Source organism: Pseudomonas sp. BE134, from assembly GCF_031456105.1.
In the GTDB taxonomy this organism is placed as follows: Bacteria; Pseudomonadota; Gammaproteobacteria; order Pseudomonadales; family Pseudomonadaceae; genus Aquipseudomonas.
On record NZ_JAVDUA010000007.1, the window covers coordinates 51,223 to 69,850 of the forward strand.

16 protein-coding genes and 1 riboswitch are annotated in these 18,628 nt (G+C 60.8%); of the genes, 4 read left to right on the forward strand and 12 right to left on the reverse strand.

The features are described 5' to 3' along the window. Positions 1 to 15: 15 nt before the first annotated feature. The 6 genes from uca to J2Y56_RS08000 form a co-directional block, all read right to left on the reverse strand. Entirely contained in the window at positions 16 to 3,666 is a 3,651-nt protein-coding gene (uca, locus tag J2Y56_RS07975) for an urea carboxylase (RefSeq protein ID WP_310349615.1), read from the reverse strand. A gap of 307 nt (positions 3,667 to 3,973) precedes the next feature. Then, positions 3,974 to 4,615 (reverse strand): urea amidolyase associated protein UAAP2, encoded by a 642-nt coding sequence (locus J2Y56_RS07980; protein ID WP_310349616.1) that lies wholly within the window; start codon positions 4,613 to 4,615, stop codon positions 3,974 to 3,976. A gap of 11 nt (positions 4,616 to 4,626) precedes the next feature. Then, positions 4,627 to 5,352, reverse strand: coding sequence for an urea amidolyase associated protein UAAP1 (locus J2Y56_RS07985; RefSeq protein WP_310334043.1), 726 nt, complete (start codon positions 5,350 to 5,352; stop codon positions 4,627 to 4,629). A gap of 12 nt (positions 5,353 to 5,364) precedes the next feature. Further along, a complete protein-coding gene (locus tag J2Y56_RS07990; protein ID WP_310349619.1) occupies positions 5,365 to 6,153 on the reverse strand; it encodes an ABC transporter ATP-binding protein in 789 nt (262 codons plus the stop codon). Next, positions 6,150 to 6,965 (reverse strand): ABC transporter permease, encoded by an 816-nt coding sequence (locus J2Y56_RS07995; protein WP_310349622.1) that lies wholly within the window; start codon positions 6,963 to 6,965, stop codon positions 6,150 to 6,152. The genes J2Y56_RS07990 and J2Y56_RS07995 overlap by 4 nt, the downstream gene beginning before the upstream one ends. A gap of 16 nt (positions 6,966 to 6,981) precedes the next feature. After that, positions 6,982 to 8,049 carry a putative urea ABC transporter substrate-binding protein gene (locus J2Y56_RS08000; protein WP_310334040.1) on the reverse strand — a complete coding sequence of 356 codons (1,068 nt, stop codon included), beginning with the start codon at positions 8,047 to 8,049 and terminating at the stop codon, positions 6,982 to 6,984. Between the two features lie 62 nt (positions 8,050 to 8,111). Further along, a riboswitch (guanidine-I (ykkC/yxkD leader) is annotated at positions 8,112 to 8,212 on the reverse strand. A 391-nt stretch (positions 8,213 to 8,603) separates the two neighbouring features. Between J2Y56_RS08000 and J2Y56_RS08005 the strand changes: the two genes are divergently transcribed. After that, positions 8,604 to 9,071 carry a hypothetical protein gene (locus J2Y56_RS08005; protein WP_310349625.1) on the forward strand — a complete coding sequence of 156 codons (468 nt, stop codon included), beginning with the start codon at positions 8,604 to 8,606 and terminating at the stop codon, positions 9,069 to 9,071. A 55-nt stretch (positions 9,072 to 9,126) separates the two neighbouring features. Here J2Y56_RS08005 and J2Y56_RS08010 read toward each other — a convergent pair whose 3' ends face one another. Continuing rightward, on the reverse strand, positions 9,127 to 10,239 hold the full coding sequence (locus J2Y56_RS08010) for an enoyl-CoA hydratase/isomerase family protein (protein WP_310349627.1): 1,113 nt from the start codon (positions 10,237 to 10,239) through the stop codon (positions 9,127 to 9,129). A 132-nt stretch (positions 10,240 to 10,371) separates the two neighbouring features. Here J2Y56_RS08010 and ung point away from each other — a divergent pair, with 132 nt between their 5' ends. After that, the gene (gene ung / locus J2Y56_RS08015; RefSeq protein ID WP_007944091.1) at positions 10,372 to 11,067 is read left to right on the forward strand and encodes a uracil-DNA glycosylase; all 696 of its coding nucleotides are present in this window, start codon (positions 10,372 to 10,374) and stop codon (positions 11,065 to 11,067) included. A 110-nt stretch (positions 11,068 to 11,177) separates the two neighbouring features. Here ung and J2Y56_RS08020 read toward each other — a convergent pair whose 3' ends face one another. Genes J2Y56_RS08020 through J2Y56_RS08035 form a run of 4 tightly spaced genes read right to left on the reverse strand, consistent with a single transcriptional unit; the run spans position 11,178 to position 15,222 of the window. Further along, entirely contained in the window at positions 11,178 to 12,218 is a 1,041-nt protein-coding gene (locus J2Y56_RS08020) for an AbrB family transcriptional regulator (RefSeq protein WP_310349630.1), read from the reverse strand. After that, positions 12,211 to 13,725 carry a tripartite tricarboxylate transporter permease gene (locus J2Y56_RS08025; RefSeq protein ID WP_007944089.1) on the reverse strand — a complete coding sequence of 505 codons (1,515 nt, stop codon included), beginning with the start codon at positions 13,723 to 13,725 and terminating at the stop codon, positions 12,211 to 12,213. The genes J2Y56_RS08020 and J2Y56_RS08025 overlap by 8 nt, the downstream gene beginning before the upstream one ends. Before the next feature lies 1 nt (position 13,726). Next, complete coding sequence (locus J2Y56_RS08030) at positions 13,727 to 14,185, reverse strand: tripartite tricarboxylate transporter TctB family protein (protein WP_310349633.1); 459 nt, start codon at positions 14,183 to 14,185, stop codon at positions 13,727 to 13,729. Between the two features lie 59 nt (positions 14,186 to 14,244). Then, positions 14,245 to 15,222, reverse strand: coding sequence for a tripartite tricarboxylate transporter substrate binding protein (locus J2Y56_RS08035; protein WP_310349636.1), 978 nt, complete (start codon positions 15,220 to 15,222; stop codon positions 14,245 to 14,247). A gap of 392 nt (positions 15,223 to 15,614) precedes the next feature. Here J2Y56_RS08035 and J2Y56_RS08040 point away from each other — a divergent pair, with 392 nt between their 5' ends. Next, on the forward strand, positions 15,615 to 16,286 hold the full coding sequence (locus J2Y56_RS08040) for a response regulator (protein WP_310349640.1): 672 nt from the start codon (positions 15,615 to 15,617) through the stop codon (positions 16,284 to 16,286). Further along, the gene (locus J2Y56_RS08045) at positions 16,279 to 17,664 is read left to right on the forward strand and encodes a sensor histidine kinase (RefSeq protein ID WP_007944084.1); all 1,386 of its coding nucleotides are present in this window, start codon (positions 16,279 to 16,281) and stop codon (positions 17,662 to 17,664) included. The genes J2Y56_RS08040 and J2Y56_RS08045 overlap by 8 nt, the downstream gene beginning before the upstream one ends. 126 nt (positions 17,665 to 17,790) lie before the next feature. On the opposite strand, the gene J2Y56_RS08050 is transcribed toward J2Y56_RS08045, so the two are convergent. Next, complete coding sequence (locus tag J2Y56_RS08050; protein ID WP_007944083.1) at positions 17,791 to 18,612, reverse strand: HDOD domain-containing protein; 822 nt, start codon at positions 18,610 to 18,612, stop codon at positions 17,791 to 17,793. Between the last annotated feature and the right edge of the window lie 16 nt (positions 18,613 to 18,628).

Genomic DNA, 18,628 nt, shown 5'->3' on the forward strand with positions numbered 1-18,628 from the left:
CTTTTCGAAATGGGTTCAGTCGACTTCCAGCACCACAACGCGTTGTCCGGCGCGCACCGCCGAACCCGGTTGCACACGAATCTCGCGCACCACGCCGGCCACGGGTGCCAGCAGCGGAATTTCCATCTTCATCGACTCCAGAATCACCAGCACATCACCGGTGGCCACGCGGCTGCCGGTTTTCACCTGGACCTGCCAGAGGTTGCCGGCGATGTGGCTGTCGACGCTCATTTCACCACTGGCCAGCGCTGCATCTTCGGTCGCTTGCGGGGCCGGTTCTTCACTGTCGAAATGCGCCTGGCCGCTGGCGATCCAGCGCTCGCGCTCGGCGTTGAACGCGCCTTGTTGCTGATCGCGAAACGCGGCGATGGCCTTGGCTTCTTGCGCCAGGAACGTCTGGTAATCCGCGAGGTTCAACTGGCTGTGTTCAATGTTCAGCTCGAAACGCCCGAGCGGAAAGTCCTTGCGGATGCGCAGCAGTTCATCGGCGCTCACCGGGTAGAAGCGGATCTGGTCGAAGAAGCGCAGCAGCCACGGTTTGCCATCGAACGCGGCAACTTCGCGGTAGCGGTTCCACATCTGCAAGGTGCGCCCGACAAACTGATAACCGCCGGGACCTTCCATGCCGTACACGCACATGTAGGCGCCACCGATGCCCACCGAGTTTTCGGCGGTCCAGGTACGAGCCGGGTTGTACTTGGTGGTCACCAGGCGATGACGCGGGTCGAGCGGGGTGGCGACCGGTGCCCCGAGGTAAACGTCGCCCAGGCCCATGACCAGGTAACTGGCGTCGAACACCGTGCGCTGCACTTCGTCGAGGTTGGGCAGGTCGTTGATGCGGCGGATGAACTCCAGATTGCTGGGGCACCACGGTGCATCCTTGCGCACGGTGGTCATGTATTTTTCGATGGCGAGCTGGCAGGCCGGGTCATCCCAGGACAGCGGCAAATGCACGATGCGCGAGGGCACTTGCAGGTCTTTGGCAGCGCACACCGCGTCCCATTCACCGGCGATGATGCCGAGCAGGTCGGCCAGCGGCAGTTGCTCGGGTTGGTAGTGCACTTGCAGCGAGCGGATGCCGGGGGTGAGGTCGATCACGCCGTGCAAGTGTTTGCTTTCCAGCGCTTGCATGAGGGCGTGGGCGCGGAAGCGCAGGACCAGGTCGAGTTCCGGCGCGCCGATTTCCAGCAGCAGATGTGTATCACCGGACAGCCTCGCGACCAGCCGCGTATCCCCCTGACCCAAATCCAATACAACAGGCGACACAACCCCCTGTAGGAGCGGGCTTGCCCGCGATGAAGTTGATGCGGTGTCTGGTCGGTCCCCATCGCTGCGATGCGGCGACCCGACAAGCCAGCTCCCACAGGGGGTGTTCCATTTCAAGGCGAGGGTGCGGGCGGTCTGGATATCGACGGGGATGAACTGCACTTTGTCCCCAGCCTTGAGTTGTCCCAGCTGCCAAAGGTCCGCTTCAATCACCGTCACCGGGCACACAAACCCGCCCAGACTCGGGCCGTCCGGGCCAAGGATCACCGGCATGTCCCCGGTAAAATCCACTGCACCAATGGCGTACGGATTGTCATGAATGTTCGACGGATGCAGTCCCGCTTCACCGCCGTCGGCACGCACCCATTCCGGTTTCGGCCCGATCAGTCGCACGCCGGTTCGACTGGAGTTGAAATGCACTTCCCATTGGGTCGCGAAGAACGTGCCGATGTAGTTTTCGGTGAAGTATTCCGGTGCGCCATGGGGGCCGTAAATCACGCGGATTTGCCGCACAGCAGGCAACTCGGTGACTTGGACTTCAGTCAGTTCGGCACCGACGCTGCGGTCGATCAAAGCAGGAACATGCAACACATCACCCGCGCGCAGGGCACGACCGCCATGCCCGCCAAACTGACCGAGGGTGAAGGTGCTTTTGCTTCCCAGATAATCCGGAACCTGCAAACCACCGCGCACGCACAGATAGCTGCGCGCGCCTGCACCGGCAATCGTCCCAAGGCTCAACGTGGCTCCCGCCGGCACCAACAGCGCCGTGTTCATCGCGACGCTTTCACCGTTCAGCGTCAGTGGAATTGCCGCGCCGGTGACCGCCACTACCGCATCACAATTGAAGCGCAGCAATGGCCCGCTCATGGTGATTTCCAGCGCGGCGGCACCTTCTTCGTTGCCGAGCAAAAGATTGCCCAGACGCAACGCGCGACTGTCCATCGGCCCCGACGGCGGCACGCCTACGGCCCAATAACCGAGACGCCCCGGATAGTCCTGAACGCTGGTCTGCGTCCCGGCGCCGAGCACTTCGAAAGTGTTGGCCTGATAGACCAGACCTTCAAGGCAACGGGTCCACGGCTGGCCGCTGGCGAATGGCGCATCGAGCAGAATTTGCCGCAAGTAATCGCGGTTGGTTTCCACGCCATAGAGCTGACTGTCGGCCAATGCCTGATGCAGATCGGCGCGTGCTTCTTCACGGGTCGGTGCCCAACTGATGACCTTGGCGATCATCGGGTCGAAGTACGGCGGGATCTCGCAACCGGCCTCGACCCAGGTGTCGATGCGCAGTTGGATGCCGTTGGCGGCAGGGAAATTTACGGCGGTGAGCAAGCCAGGGCTTGGCTGGAAATCGCGCCCCGGATCTTCGGCATACAGGCGTGCCTGAATCGCGTGCCCTTCGGCTTTCAACCCCTGGCTCAACTCACGCAGTGGCGGCAAGTCACCGGCCGCCAGTTCCACCATCCAGCGCACCAGATCGAGGTCCCACACTTGTTCGGTAACGCCGTGTTCCACCTGCAAGCGGGTGTTCACTTCAAGGAAGTAGAAGCGTTGATCTTCACTGTCGAAGACAAATTCCACGGTGCCGGCACTGCGGTAATTCACCGCTTTGGCCAGTTTGATCGCCGCCGCACACAGCGCTTCAGCCATGCCGTCGGGCAGATTCGGTGCCGGGGTTTCTTCGAGGACTTTCTGGTTGCGCCGTTGTACCGAGCAGTCGCGCACGCCGAGGGCAATCACCTCGCCGCGACCATCGCCGAACACCTGAACTTCCAGGTGCCGCGCGCGCTGGATGTACTTCTCGATGAACACGCCCGCATCGCTGAAGTTGTTCTGGCCGAGGCGTTTGACTGCTTCAAAGGACTCACTCAACTCCGCTGCGCTGCGGCATACGCGCATACCGATGCCGCCACCACCTGCGGTGCTTTTGAGCATCACCGGGTAGCCGACCTGTTCGCCGGCGATCAGGGCGGCGTCGAGGCTGTCGAGCAGCTCGGTGCCTTCGAGCATCGGTACGCCGTGTTGCTTGGCCAAGGCGCGGGCGGTGTGTTTCAGGCCAAATACGCGCAGCTGCTCGGGGGTCGGGCCGATGAAAGCAATGTTGGCGGCTTCGCAGGCTTCGGCGAATGCGGCGTTTTCCGAGAGGAAACCGTAGCCGGGATGAATCGCTGTGGCGCCAGTGGCTTTGGCGATGGCGAGGATCTTGTCGACCGCCAGATAGGTGCCGGCGGCTGCGCCTTCACCGAGGCTGTGGGCTTCATCGGCTTGCAGGATGTGCAGGCTGGCGGCATCGGCTTCGGAGTACACGGCGACGCCTTTGACCTGCAAGTCGCGCAGGGCGCGCAGGATGCGGCAGGCAATGGCGCCACGGTTGGCAATCAGGACTTTTTCGAACATGGCATAACCCCCGGAGGCGATAGCGCATCAGCCTCGACTTGGGATGCGGGCCGTCCCGCAGTTTTTCGAGATGCACCCGGGTCGTCCCGGGTGAAAAAAACACTTCACTTCAAAACACCACCGTCCCCTTGTGGGAGCGAGCCTGCTCGCGAAAGCGGTGTGTCAGGCGACATCAATGGTGAATGTGCTGACGCCTTCGCGAGCAGGCTCGCTCCCACAGGGAATTGGGGGTGGTTTTACTTTTTCAGGCACTGCCCGGAGCGGGCCTGACACAGGGCGAACAACCATTTACGCAACCGCGCGATTTTCAGTTCCATACCAATAACTCCGCCGGTGTCGGGTTGTAGGCGTTACAAGGGTTGTTCAATTGCGGGCAATTGGAGATCAGCACAATCACGTCCATCTCGGCCCGCAGGTCGACGTATTTGCCCTGTGCCGAAATGCCGTCTTCAAAGGTCAGCCCGCCGTCCGCCGTGACCGGCACGTTCATGAAGAAGTTGATGTTCGGCCCGATATCGCCTTTGCCCAGTCGCCCGTCGTGAACGCAGGCACGCAAGTAGTTGTCGCGGCAGCTGTGCATGTAGCGTTTTTCCAGGGCGTAGCGCACGGTGTTGCTCTCTTGCGCGCAGGCGCCGCCGAGGGTGTCGTGGCGCCCGCAAGTGTCGGCGACGATGGTCAGCATCGGTTTGCCGAGGTTGGAATACAGCACGCTGCCGGTGCTCAGGTAGACGCTGTTTTGCCGGCGCAAGGTGCGCTGCACGTCGTAGCGTTCCTTTGGATTGGCGACACTGTAGAAAAGGGTGTCGACGGCTTGATTGCCTTCCAGGTCGAGAATACGCAAGGTCTGACCGGCCTTGACCTCCATCAGCCAGGGTTCGCCGGCGGGGATGGTGGCGCGGTAGATCGCGGTGTCCGGCTGTTGATGAGCGGTGGCGATAGCGAGTGACATGGCAGCGATCCTCAGGCGAACAGACGGTCGGTGTTGATGAAGCCGCGCTCGTTTTCCGGGCGCGAAGTGCGGCAGTGTTCGGCGACGCTGGCGTCGGCGTTCATCCAGCTGAGCTTCAGAGGCTTGGGTGCGTATTCGGGCGATGGGTCCATCGGGTGTTGAAGCGCTGTGAGCACCACCAGCGTGTCCATCGGCGCGTACAACTCGATGTAATCGGCAGCCCTGGAATTGCCTTCGACGAAGTGGAAGCGTCCTGCTTCATCGACGTCCACCCGGCTGAACAGGTTGAGGGTCATCAGCAAGTCCGACAGGCCCAACCCCCACTTGCCCAGTTCCACCAACAGGTTGTCGGTACCGTTGCGGAAGAAGCCGTTGCGCAGTTCCTGATAGCGCCCCGCGCCGTATTTTTCCGCGACCTCTTCAGCACACAAAACACCGCCGAGGCTGTCGCTCCAGCCGCAGGTGTCGGCAGTGATCGCAGCCAGTACGCGACCCATGTCCGAGTACAGGCAATGGCCGCTGGTGAGTTTGGCGGTGTGTTGGCATTTAAGGCTGTCAGGCAGGTTCAGGCGTTCGGTTTTTTCATTGGCGTTGAGCAACGTCAGGCTGACGTTGGCACCGCCGCGCAGGTCGGTCAGGCGCAGCAATTGGCCGCGTTTCAACACGAACGAACGATGGCCGCCACCGGGTAGCAATTCTTCGGCGAAGGGCGTGAATAGCTGGGTCGAATCAGTCATTTCCATATTCCTCTAAGCGATACGAAGCGTGCCTGCCAGTGGCACCGGCAGGGCGTCGACGGCGGCACGGGTGGTGCGGCGGTCGCTGTTCAAAGGGATGTCGTAGGTGATGCGTGCGCCATAGGCGCCGGGGGCGTGCGGGTCGACGCGGACCTTGTCGAACACCAGCAGGCGCGTGCCGAGGCTGAAACCTTCGGACAGGTCGTGGGTGACCATGAATACCGTCAGTTGCGTCTCGCGCCACAGCTCCAGCAGCAAGGCGTGCATGTCTTTGCGGATACCCGGATCGAGCGCGCCGAATGGTTCGTCGAGCAGCAACACCCGGGGTTTCATGATCAGTGCCTGAGCGATGGCCAGCCGTTGCTGCATGCCGCCGGAAAGTTGCGCCGGGTACTTGTCCAGCGAGTGGCCCAGGCCAACTTTGTGCAGCAACACCGAGGCCTGTTCCCGCGCATCACGCTTGGCGCTGCCGAACAGACGTCCGAGCAGTGGCGAGCGCGGCAGTTCGAGACCGAGGGCGACGTTGTCCAGCACCGTTAAATGCGGGAACACCGAGTAGCGCTGAAACACCACGCCACGGCTGGAATCCGGTTCGCTGGCCAGCGCCTGGCCATCGAGCAGAATCTCGCCGCGACTGGCGCGTTCCTGACCGAGCAACAAGCGCAGGAAGGTTGACTTTCCGCAGCCTGAGGCGCCGACGAGGGTGCAGAACTCACCCTCGTTGATGTTGAGGTTCAGCCCTTCGAGCACCACCTGATCGCCATATTGCTGCCACACGTTCTTTACGTTGATGAAGCTCATGCGCGTGCTCCTTCATACCAAGGGAAAGCACGTTGGGTCAGGCGCTTGAGGCCCCAGTCCATCAGCCAGGCGAGGAGGGTGATCCACACCACGTACGGCAGGATCACGTCCATCGCCAGGTAACGGCGCACCAGGAAGATCCGGTAGCCGAGGCCGTCGGTCGAGGCGATGGCTTCAGCGGCGATCAGGAACAACCACGCCGAACCGAGCATCAGCCGCAGCGAAATCAGCAAACGCGGCAGCAGTTGCGGCAGTACCACGCGCAGCATCAGGGTCCAGGTCGAGGCGCCTAGGGTCTGGGCCTTGATCAACAACTCGACCGGAATTTCCCGGGCGCGTTGTTCCAGATCACGGGCCAGGGCGGGGGTGATGCCGATCACGATCAGCATCACTTTCGACAATTCCCCCAGGCCGAACACGATGAACAGAATCGGCAGGATTGCCAGCGGCGGCACCATCGACAACACCGTCAGCAGCGGGGAAAGCGGCGCACCAAACAGCGGCAGGGTACCCGCCGCCATGCCCAGGCACAGCCCGGCCAGTGCGCTGATACTGAGGCCGATGGCCAGACGGCGCAGGCTCGACGCACTGTCCTGCCAGAGCAGGTATTCACCGGTGCGGGTGTCGGCCACGAACGCCAGGCGTTTCACCGCGTCGGTCATCTGCACGGCGCTCGGCAGCAGCTTGTCGTTGGGGTTGTCCGCCAGTCGCTCGGCCGAGCCCATGAAGTAGGCGAACAGCACCAGGGCGAACGGCAGGATCACCAACAACAGGCGACTGGGGCGATCCGGGTGGCGATTGATCAGGCGCATGGCCGGCTCCTCCTGGTTACAGCTTGGCGTCGGCAGCCATCTGCACGAAGGTCGGGTCGAAGCGCAGCTTGAGGTTGGACGTGTCGCCGCTGGTCACGCCATTGGCGAACGCCATGCCGACGGCACTGGTGTCTTTGGCGCCTTCACCGAGCAAGCCGTGCTGGAACGAAAACTCGGCCACTTTGCGCATGGTCGCCGGCAGTTGCTTGCTGGTGGCGAAGTCCAGCGCCTCTTTGGGCGTGGCGAACAATTTGGTGGTGTCGAGTTGTGCCTGGAAGCCCGCCAAGTCAGTGCCCGAGGCCTTGGCCATATGTTCGAGCGCGGCTTTGCTGGCGGCGTTTTTGGCGTTCATCAAGTCGACCACTTCGAACCAGGCACCGGTCAGCGCTTTACCCAGGGCCGGGTTGTCTTTGAGGGTGGCGCTGTTGACCACCATCATGTCCATGATTTCGCCGGGGATCTGGCTGGAGTTGAAGACTTCGGTGACGGCGGGCTTGGCTTTGATGTCCGAGAGCATCGGGTTCCAGGTGGTGACCGCGTTGACCTGTTCGGTGTTGAAGGCGGCCGAGATGTCGGCGTCGGAGGTGTTGACCACTTTCAGGTCTTTTTCGCTGAGGTCGACCGAGTCCAGCGCACGGGCCAGCAGGTAATGGGAAACCGACAGCTCCACCAGGTTGACGTCCATGCCTTTGAGGTCGGTGACTTTCTTGCCATCGCCCTTGAGGACGATGCCGTCGTTACCGTTGGAGAAGTCGCTGACGATCAGTGCCGTGCTGTCAACGCCGCCAGCCGCCGGAATGGTCAACGCGTCCATGTTGGTCATGGTGCAACCGTCGAACTGGCCAGCGGTGTATTGATTGATCGATTCGACGTAGTCATTGAGTTGCACCACATCAATCTTGATGCCGTACTTCTTCGCCCATTTGTCGACGATGCCTTGGCTACCGGCATATTCCCAAGGCATCCAGCCGGCATAGATGGTCCAGCAGACACTGAAGTGATCTTTCTGGGCAGCCTGGGTCGAGAAGCTTACGAAGGCTGCGAATGCAGCGGCGAGCAGGGTGGGTAGACGTAGCTGGGACATGGGTGGTTCTCCAGTTGATCAGGGGCGGGCAGGAGTCAACGCGGCACCGCGAACGGTGGCTTGTCTCCCGGGCTTTTGTCCCGCCGTGTAACCTCAACTGGAGGTCGCCAACTCTCGGACCAGCCACTCGCACAAGCGAGCCGGAACCCTAGTCAGCCATTGCAAATTGTGGTGCCGCGAACCTGTAATGAACTCCTGCACGCTTTTACTAAAGCGAGAGACGTGCCAAGTCGGCTTGAGGGCTCTAGCGTGGGGGATGACGCGATAACCGCGTAGAGAGGGGGAGAACGGTTGCCTTGTGATGGTGCGCGGCTGCACCGCAATGGGACGGTTTGGCCGCTGATCCGGTGTGTTTGCCGCGTAGCATGCGATGCTATCGCACTACTGATTCAGCGAGTGAAGATGAAAAACCTTTCATCGGGCAGATATTTCAACGTGTTTCAGGGGCGCACCAGATTTCGAAATCGATGTCTGATCTTTCGACAGTCACCGAATAATTGACTGTCGCTCGCCAGCGTCGCTGGTGTAGCTCACTCGCGGTCCAGGAGGCCGCCATGCTCTGTCGAAAACAGCTCTGCCAAATTCTTCTGATTGCTCTATCGGGATTGTCTCTTGGTGCGTGCGTGCCCTATTCCGATGGAGGAACCGGCTACTACCGTTCCGAGGTTTATACCTCGCCAGCGCCAACCTATTACGCCGGTGGCGGATCCTACTATTCAGGTGGCGGGGGTTATTACTCGCCGCCGCCCCGGTATTACTCTCCGCCAGCGCGGTATTACCAGCCAACACCGCGCTATTACTATCAGCCAAGGGTCTATCAACCGGCACCGCGTTATTACCCGTCGCGGGGCGATTATCGGGGTCTTCAGAATCATGGGTGGGACGGTCATAATCGAAGTGGCTGGAACAATGACGCCCGGGGTGGTGGACGCAATTACAAACACAGCGGGCGCGGCAACTACAACAGTCAGGGCAACCAAAACGGTCAAGGCAATTACAGCAGCCGAGGCGGCCACCGTTAATTTGGGGCAAGCGCAATACCTGTGGGAGCGAGCAGGCTCGCTCCCACATTTTCGTTCAGTAATCCGATAAATCCGCCAATGGATGCCGACCTTCCCAGGCCTTCTGGAAGTGCGCATCCACCACCGCATCGGGCACGTTGTTGATATCCGGCCAGTGCCAATGCGGTATCTGGTCTTTGTCGATCAACCGCGCCCGCACACCCTCGCTGAATTCCGGATGCCGGCAGCAGTTGAGGCTCAGTGTGTATTCCATCTGAAAAACCTGAGCCAGTGACAAATGCCGGGCCCGGGCGATTTGCTCCCAGACCAGATGCGCGGTCAGCGGCGAGCCTTCACTCATGGTTTTTGCGGCACGGCTGAGTAGCATGTCGGTGCTATCGCGTTGCAGGCTGATGGCCTTCCAGGCGCAACTCACATCACTGACATCCAGCAGTTCATCGATTTGCTGGCGTCGTGGCAGCCACTGGGCTTCGGGCATTTGCGCGACCGCCTCCTGCTGCAAGGCCTTGAGCAAACTGTTGAGCTGCATCGGCGTTTGTTCCTGCCAGTTCAATTGCAGCAACCCTTCGATCAGCTCCTCCTGTTGTTCGTCGAGCAGGAAGCGGTCGGCCAGGTCCAGGTCGATTGCGTCGCGCCCGTTCATATGGGCACCGGTCAGGCCCAAAAATAGTCCGAGTTTTCCGGGCAGTCGCGATAGAAACCAACTGGCGCCAACGTCCGGGTACAGGCCAATGCTGATCTCCGGCATCGCCAGCCGAGTGCTCGGCGTGACAATCCGGATACTCGCGCCTTGCAACAACCCCATCCCGCCGCCGAGCACATAACCATGACCCCAGCAGATCAACGGTTTCGGGTAGGTGTGCAGTTTGAAGTCCAGGCGATATTCCGCCGCAAAGAAGTGCGCGGCCAAGGGCGGCACCTCTCCAGGATGAGCGCGACAGGCTTCCACCAGGCTGCGCACTTCACCGCCGGCACAAAACGCCTTGGCACCGTTGCCGCGCAGTAGCACGCAGACTATTTGCGGGTCCTTGGCCCAGGCGTCCATTTGATCGCGCAGGGCGTTGATCATTGGCAGGGACAGGGCGTTAAGGGATTTTTCGGCATCGAGGCTGGCGATGCCGATGCGAGCGCCGTCGGTGCCGGTGAGTTCTTCGAAGTGCAGATTCATCGTGACCTCGATCGGGAATTTGAGCGTTCAGTATGATCGCTGTACAGGAAAGTGCCGGATGTGCGACAGATCAATTGACAAGCGTGATGGGCTTTCCTAGGGTTCGCCCCATTGTTTTTGCCGGATGTAACCATGACTGCTGACGACCGTATCAAACTCGAACCGAGCTGGAAGGAGGCACTGCGTGCCGAATTCGACCAGCCTTACATGGCAGAGTTGCGTGAATTCCTGCAAGAGGAGCGTGCGGCAGGCAAAGAGATCTATCCACCGGGCCCGATGATTTTCAATGCACTCAACTCCACGCCGCTGGACAAGGTCAAGGTCGTCATCCTCGGTCAGGATCCCTACCACGGCCCGGGCCAGGCCCATGGTTTGTGCTTCTCGGTGCAACCGGGTGTGCCGGCGCCGCCGTCGCTGGTGAACATCTATAAAGAGTTGAAACGCGACCTGAACATCGATATTCCCAACCATGGCTATTTGCAGAGCTGGGCCGACCAGGGTGTGCTGATGCTCAACACCACCATGACGGTCGAGCGCGCCAACGCCAATGCGCACAAGGATAAGGGCTGGCAGTTTTTCACGGACCGGATCATCGAGGTCGTCAGCCAGCAGCAGCCGCATCTGGTGTTTATGCTGTGGGGCGCGCATGCCCAGAGCAAACAGAAACTGATCGACGCGACCAAGCATCTGGTGCTGACGTCAGTGCATCCGTCGCCGTTGTCCGCGTATCGCGGTTTTCTGGGATGCGGGCACTTCAGCCGGACCAACAAGTTTCTTGAACAGAACGGCGAGACGCCGATTGAGTGGCGATTGCCGCCGATCGCGTAATGATCGTTCCCACGCTCTGCGTGGGAATGCAGCCCGGGACGCTCCGCGTCCCAAAGCGGACGCGGAGCGTCCATTGAGGCATTCCCACGCGGAGCGTGGGAACGATCAGTTCAGGAAGACTCCGGCACCCGGTTCCAATACTTGAACAACGGCTCCGCCAGAAACAGCACAAACAGCAACCGCATCACCTGCATCGCCGTCACCAGCGGCACCGATAGTTGCAGCATCTGCGCCGTCAGGCTCATCTCCGCAATCCCGCCGGGCATCATGCCCAGGGTCAGTGAGCGCAGATCCAGATGCGTCAGCGCACTCAACCCCAATGCCGCCAGCGTGGCGATCAACATGGTCAACACCGTACCGATCAAGGTCCGGCCCATGAACGAAGGCGCACGCCGGAAAAACTGGCGGTTGAAGTGACAACCCAGGCCGCTGCCGATCAACCATTGGCCGATCTGGCTACCGCCATTGGGCAAACCGATGTGCAAGTCCCAACCGATGCTCACCGCCGCACTCACCAGCAATGGTCCAAACAGCCACGGATTCGGTTGATGCAGACGTTCCCAGAGCCACGCCGCCAAGCCGCCTGCCGGGAATAACAGGGCCAGCCAACGCCAATCGACGGTTGTGGCATGCAAAACCGGTGCGCCGTCACCCAGCAAATACTTGAAGGCTGCCGGTACGCACAACACCACCACCAACACCCGCAGACTTTGCCCCGCCGCCACACGACTGAGCACCGCACCGTTGCGAGCACCGAGGTTGACCATCTCCCCGGAGCCACCGGGCATGCTGGAAAAAAATGCAGTGGCGCGATCCTCGCCAGTACGCCGCATCAACCAGACCCCTACCACCGCCGACAGGCTGGTGACCAACGCACCGAAGAAAATCAGGCCGAAATGCCCCAGCACCTGCTCCATCACCACCGGGGTGAAGTGCAGGCCGATGCCGATACCCACAATCCACTGGCCGCACTTGCGACCGCCAGGGATTTCCGCCAATTGCCAAGGGGTCAGGCAGCGCACGAGGATGATCGCCAGCAACGACCCGACCATCCACGGCAGTGGCCAGCCGACCAGGCTGGCGAGGTAGCCGCCCAGCGCGCCGAGCAGCGGCGTACCCCACCAGGCTTTGAACGGTATTCGATCAGACATCGGCAACAACGCGCCGGGCGACCGAACGTTTGCGCCAGATCCGCAGGATCGGCACCAGTAGCATCACCCCGATCAGCCCCCAGACTCCGAGGGTGATCCCGCTCGACCAGAGAATGTCCAGCGAACCGTTGGAGATCGACAGTGCGCGACGCAGGTTTTGTTCCATCAAGCCTCCAAGGATGAAGCCCAGCAACACGGGCGATAACGGGAAGTCCAGCTTGCGCAAAATGTAGCCGAAGATACCGATACCGATCATCAGGAACAGGTCGAAGGTGGTGGCGTGCACCGCGAACACACCAATTGCGGTAATGATCGCGATCATCGGCACCAAGGCCCAGTTCGGCACGGCGAGGATGCGGGTGAAGATGCGGATCATCGGGATGTTGAGGATCACGAGCATGATGTTGGCAATGAACAACGATGCGATCAGGCCCCAGACGATGTCCGGCTGCTGTTGAAACAGCAGTGGGCCAGGCGTGATGTTGTACAGCGACAGCGCGCCGATCATCACCGCCGTGGTACCCGAACCTGGAACCCCGAGGGTGAGCATTGGTACCAATGCGCCGCAGGCTTCGGCGCCGATCGCGGTTTCCGGGGCGGCGAGGCCACGTTTGTCGCCCTGGCCGAATTTGCCGCTCGGGCCGGCGATGCGTTTCTCGGTCATGTAGGCCACGGCGCTGGCCAGCGTCGCACCGGCACCGGGCAGAACGCCCATGATGAAACCGAGCACACCGCAGCGCATGTTCACCCAGAACACCGAAGCAGCTTCCTTGAAGTTGAACATCATGCGGCCGGTCGCTTTGAATGCTTCCTGACCCCGGTGGGTTTTTTCCAGCAGCAAGAGGATTTCACTGATGGAAAACAGGCCCAGCACCAACACCACAAACTGAATCCCGTCGGTGAGGTGAATGTTGTCCCCGGTGAAACGGTACACGCCACTGTTGGCGTCGATGCCGACGGTGGAGAGGAACAGCCCGATCAACGCGGCGATAAAGGTCTTCAACGGTCGATCACCGGCCATGCCGCCGAGACAGACAATCGCAAAGACCATCAGCACAAAATATTCCGCCGGACCGAAGGCAATCGCCCACTTCGCCAGGATCGGCGCGAAGATCACCATCCCGCAGGTCGCGATGAACGCGCCGATGAATGAACTCCAGGCCGATAACGACAACGCCACGCCGGCCAAGCCCTGACGGGCCATTGGGTAACCGTCGAGGGTGGTCATCACCGTGGAGGCTTCGCCGGGGATGTTCAACAAAATCGAGCTGATGCGACCGCCGTATTCGCAACCCAAGTAAACCGCCGCCAGCAAAATCAGCGCCGACTCCGGTGGCAGGCCGAGGGCGAAGGCAATCGGGATCAGCAACGCCACGCCGTTGATCGGCCCCAGTCCCGGCAGCAGACCGACGACGGTGCCGATCAGCGTACCGCACAGCGCAGTGACCAGGTTGTAAGGGGTGAGGGCGACGCCGAAGCCGTGACTCAAATAACCAAGCGTATCCATATCAGTTCTCCAGAACGTCAAGCAGGCCCAGAGGCAGTGGCACGTCCATGACTTTGTCGAACAGCAGGTAAAGTCCGACACTCATCAGGCTGATGATCACCACGCTCGGTAACCAGCGTCCGCCGTACAGGCGCGCCATCGGAATGCCGATCAGCACGCTGCTGAGGATGAAGCCCAGCGGTTCGAACATGCCGGCGAAGATCAGCAGCAACACCACGCACAAGCCAATCTTGGTCAGGGTTTCGCGATCCATCGGCGGATCTTCATCGGTGTGTTTGATCGGCGAAGGGCGATACACCATGTACACCAGCCCCAGGCCCATCAGGCCCAGCATCAACAGGGGGAAAGCCCGTGGCCCGATCGGCTCGTAGGAAAAAGGTGCCTGGTAAGGCCAGGCCATCAGCACCAGGCTGAGACAGGCCAGCAACAGCACCGAAGCAAAAATGCGTTGTAAGAGCATGGGGAAACTCCTGTGCCACGGCCTCGAAGAACGAGGCCGCAGCCGCTAGACAGAGACGATCACTGGATCAGGCCGAACTCTTTGGCCAGCACTTTGTAGTCCGCTACCTGCTTCTTCACGTAGGTGTCCAGCTCCGGGCCGGTCAGGGCGAACGGGAACAGCTCACGTTGGTCGCGCAGCTTGGCGAAGTCTTCCGACGCCAGCAGTTTGTCGAAGGCGTCTTTCCACCAGGCGTAGTCTTCGTCGCTGACCTTTGGCCCGAGGTAGAAGCCGCGAACCACCGGCCAGACAATGTCGTAGCCTTGCTCTTTGGCGGTCGGGATGTCTTTCATTTCCGGCTCGTCCAGACGCTTCTCGGAGAACACCGCCAGCAAGCGCATGTCGCCGCTCTGGATGTGCGGCATGGAGTCGGAGATGTCGGTGCTGCCGACCTGAATGTGGCCACCGAGCAGGGCGGTGGCGATTTCACCGCCGCCTTCGAGGGCGACGTAACGCAGGTCGCGCGGGTTGATCCCGGCTGCGTTGGCAATCAGTGCGGTTTGCATCCAGTCCTGGCTGCCGACGGTGCCGCCGGAACCGATCACCACTTTGCTCGGGTCTTCTTTCAGTGCCTTGACCAGATCGTCGAGGGTCTTGTAAGGCGAATCGCTTTTCACCGCGATGGCGCCATAGCTGGTGCCGACAGCGGCCAGCCAGCGCACGTTGTTTTCATCGAACCGTCCGAACTTGCCTTGGGCCAGGTTCAGCAACGAACCGCTGGACCAGGCCACCAGCGTACCGGCGTCGGCGGGGCGCTGAGCGACCACCGCGTTGTACGCCACCGCGCCGACACCGCCGGGCATGTAGGTCACGCGCATCGGTTTGGTCAGCAGCTTTTCGTTGACCAGCGCGCTCTGCGCCAGTTTGCAGGTGAGGTCGAAACCACCGCCCGGGGAGGCCGGGGCGATGCATTCCGGACGTTTGGGCTCGGCCATCAATTGGCCGGCGAACAGCATGCAGCTGGCGGCGAGGGCGAAACGGCGCAGGGATCGATTCATTATTGTCTCCAGGGGAGTTTTTGTTTTTGGGGATGTGTCAGGTGCGGCGGTTTCGCATCGTGCAGCCGTCAACGGCGCTGGCAAGCGTAAGCGATGGGGTTCTGAAGGAAGGGTGGGGCGGGTAAGCCTGAAGCTGTGTGGACAGCATGGTGCAGTACCTCATTTATTGTTCTTATTGACGAAAACGCGTCATGGCGTTTTTCGGGAGCTACATTTCTAAGCACTATTGGAAGGTCGGCATTCGAAACCTCCGTGGGCCGACTCTAACGGGCCAACCTTTCACTAACCTTTCAGCAGGCATTCACGGTTTACAGGCTTCACAGCAGCGGATGCGGCTGTAAACTTCGCGCCAAAGAATGGCGTCGACCATCCCCTGAATGAGGTAAAGATCCATGCGTGTTCTGCTCGTCGAAGACCACTTGCAGCTGGCCGAAAGTGTCGCCCAGGCGCTCAAGAGCACCGGTCTGACGGTGGACGTGCTGCACGATGGCGTGGCCGCAGACCTGGCGTTGAGCAGCGAGGAATACGCCATGGCCATTCTCGATGTCGGCTTGCCGCGCATGGACGGGTTTGAAGTGCTCGCGCGTTTGCGCTCCCGGGGGAAAAACCTGCCGGTGCTGATGTTGACCGCTCGCAGCGACGTCAAGGATCGAGTCCATGGCCTGAACCTTGGCGCTGACGATTACCTCGCCAAACCTTTTGAGCTGACCGAACTTGAAGCACGGGTCAAAGCCTTGTTGCGCCGCAGTGTGCTGGGCGGCGAGCGTCAGCAGCGTTGCGGCGTGCTGGCCTATGACCTGGACACCCGGCGCTTCACCCTCGGCGAAGAATTGCTCACCCTGACCTCGCGCGAACAGGCGGTTCTTGAGGCATTGATCGCCCGGCCCGGGCGAGTGATGAGCAAAGAACAACTGGCCTCCCAAGTGTTCGGTCTGGACGAAGAAGCCAGCCCGGACGCGATCGAAATCTACGTGCACCGCTTGCGCAAAAAGCTCGACGGCCAGTCGGTCGCGATCGTGACCTTCCGCGGTCTTGGCTACTTGCTGGAAAGTCGCGATGCATAAGCCCAGCAGCCTGCGCTGGCGGTTGCTGTGGAACCTCGCGCTGTTGCTGGTGGTGTTAATGCTGGCCAGCGGGTTGAGCGCGTACTGGAATGGTCGCGAAGCGGCCGACACCGCCTATGACCGTACCTTGCTGGCGTCGGCGCGAACCATCGCGGCGGGTGTCTCCCAGCGCGACGGCACGCTCAGCGCCGACGTGCCTTACGTGGCGCTGGATACGTTTGCCTACGACAGTGCGGGTCGGATTTTTTACCTGGTCAATGACATCCACCAGAATCTGATTTCCGGTTACGAAAATCTCCCCGCGCCACCGCCAGGAACGCCGCGCACCGATGACTACCCGGCGCTGGCACGGTTTTACAACGCCACCTATCGCGGGCAGAACGTGCGGGTGGTCAGCCTGCTCAAGCCGGTCAGCGAGCCGAACATGAATGGCATGGCGGAAATTCGTGTCGCGGAAACCGATGAGGCGCGAGTCAGCATGGCGCGCAGCCTGGCGGCGGACACCTTGTTGCGCCTGGGAATGCTGGCGATTGGCGCGCTGCTGCTGGTGTGGTTTGCGGTGAGTGCGGCGCTGCGACCGCTGGAACGCTTGCGCACGGCGGTGGAAGAGCGCCAGTCGGATGATCTGCGGCCGTTGCCGTTGGTGGAAGTGCAACACGAGTTGTGGCCGTTGGTACGGGCGCTCAATCACTTTACCGAGCGGCTGCGCGAGCAGTTCGAGCGTCAGGCTCAATTCATCGCCGATGCCGCCCATGAATTGCGTACGCCGTTGGCGGCGCTCAAGGCGCGGCTTGAGCTTGGCCTGCGGGCAAGTGAGCCCGAAACCTGGCGCAGTACCCTGGAAACCGCTGCCCAGGGCACGGATAGATTGACGCATCTGGCCAATCAATTGCTGTCTTTGGCACGTGTCGAAAACGGTGCCCGGGCCATTGCCGAGGGCGGTGCGCAGTTGCTGGACTTGAGTCAGTTGGCGCGGGAATTGGGCATGGCCATGGCGCCGCTGGCTCACGCACGCGGCGTAGCCCTGGCACTGGAAGCGGACGAGCCGGTGTGGCTGCGCGGTGAACCGACACTGTTGAACGAACTGCTGAGTAATCTGGTGGATAACGCACTGGCTCATACGCCGTCGGGAGGCAATGTGATTCTGCGGGTTACGGCACCAGCGGTCCTGGAAGTTGAGGATGATGGGCCGGGGATTCCGGTTGATGAGCGGGACAAGGTTTTCGAGCGCTTTTACCGGCGTAACCAGCAGGTGGCCGGGTCGGGGCTGGGCCTGGCGATTGTCGGCGAGATCTGCCGCGCGCATCTGGCGCAGATCAGCCTGCACGATGGGGAGACGGCGGGGTTGAAGGTTCGGGTGAGTTTTATTGCCGGGTAGTTTTTGTGTTGTTTGGACTGGCCCCATCGCGAGCAGGCTCGCTCCCACATTTAACCGAGTTCCTCTTGGAGAAATGCGGTCGAATGTGGGAGCGGGCTTGCTCGCGAAGGGGGCGCTGCGCTCTGGCTAGTAAAACATCGACCGCGATTCTTCCAGGTCCCGGCACATCGTCTCGTTCTGCGGATCGATCCCCAGCTTCTTGAACGCCGGCACGTTGAACACATCAATTCGAGCCAGCGGATGGTCGCTGTCCTTATGGCAATACAGACTGGCCACTTGCACCAGATCGACATAATCAACCTGGTCAGACTGACGATTGAAGTCCAGGTACTGGCCTGGCACCTTCACGAGTTTATCGGGGAACTCCCAAACCCTGAGCAGTTTGTCGCCGATCAACGGATGAATGCGGTCGATCACATGGTTGAGGCTGACCGGGTCAGAAAGCAACTGATAGTGATCTTCGGCGTAGGTCAGAATTGGCAACACGCCGATCTGATGCACCAGACCACCGAGGGCTGCCTGGTCGGCTTTGAGTTGTGTGTAATGGCGGCACAAGGCATAGCTGATCCCGGCGATCTCCAGGCTTTTGCGCCAGACATCGTGCATCTTCTGCTGCACCACCTCGGAGCGGGCGTGGAAAATCTGTTCCATCACCAGGCCGATCGCCAGATTGCTGCTGTAGTTGACGCCCAACCGTGTGATCGCCGTGTGCAGGTCGTTCACTTCTTGAGTCGCGCGCAGCAGCGGGCTATTGACCACTTTGATCAGGCGCGCCGATAACGCCGTATCGCGGCCGATGACCTTGCTCAGGGTGCTGACGCTGATTTCCGGGTCTTCAGCGGCCTTGCGAATCTGCATGGCCACTTCCGGTAATGTTGGCAGAACCAGGTCATCGTTATCGATGGCCTCAACCAAATCCTGTTGGACCTTTTCCGCCAGATCGCTCATTTAGATTCTCTAGGGT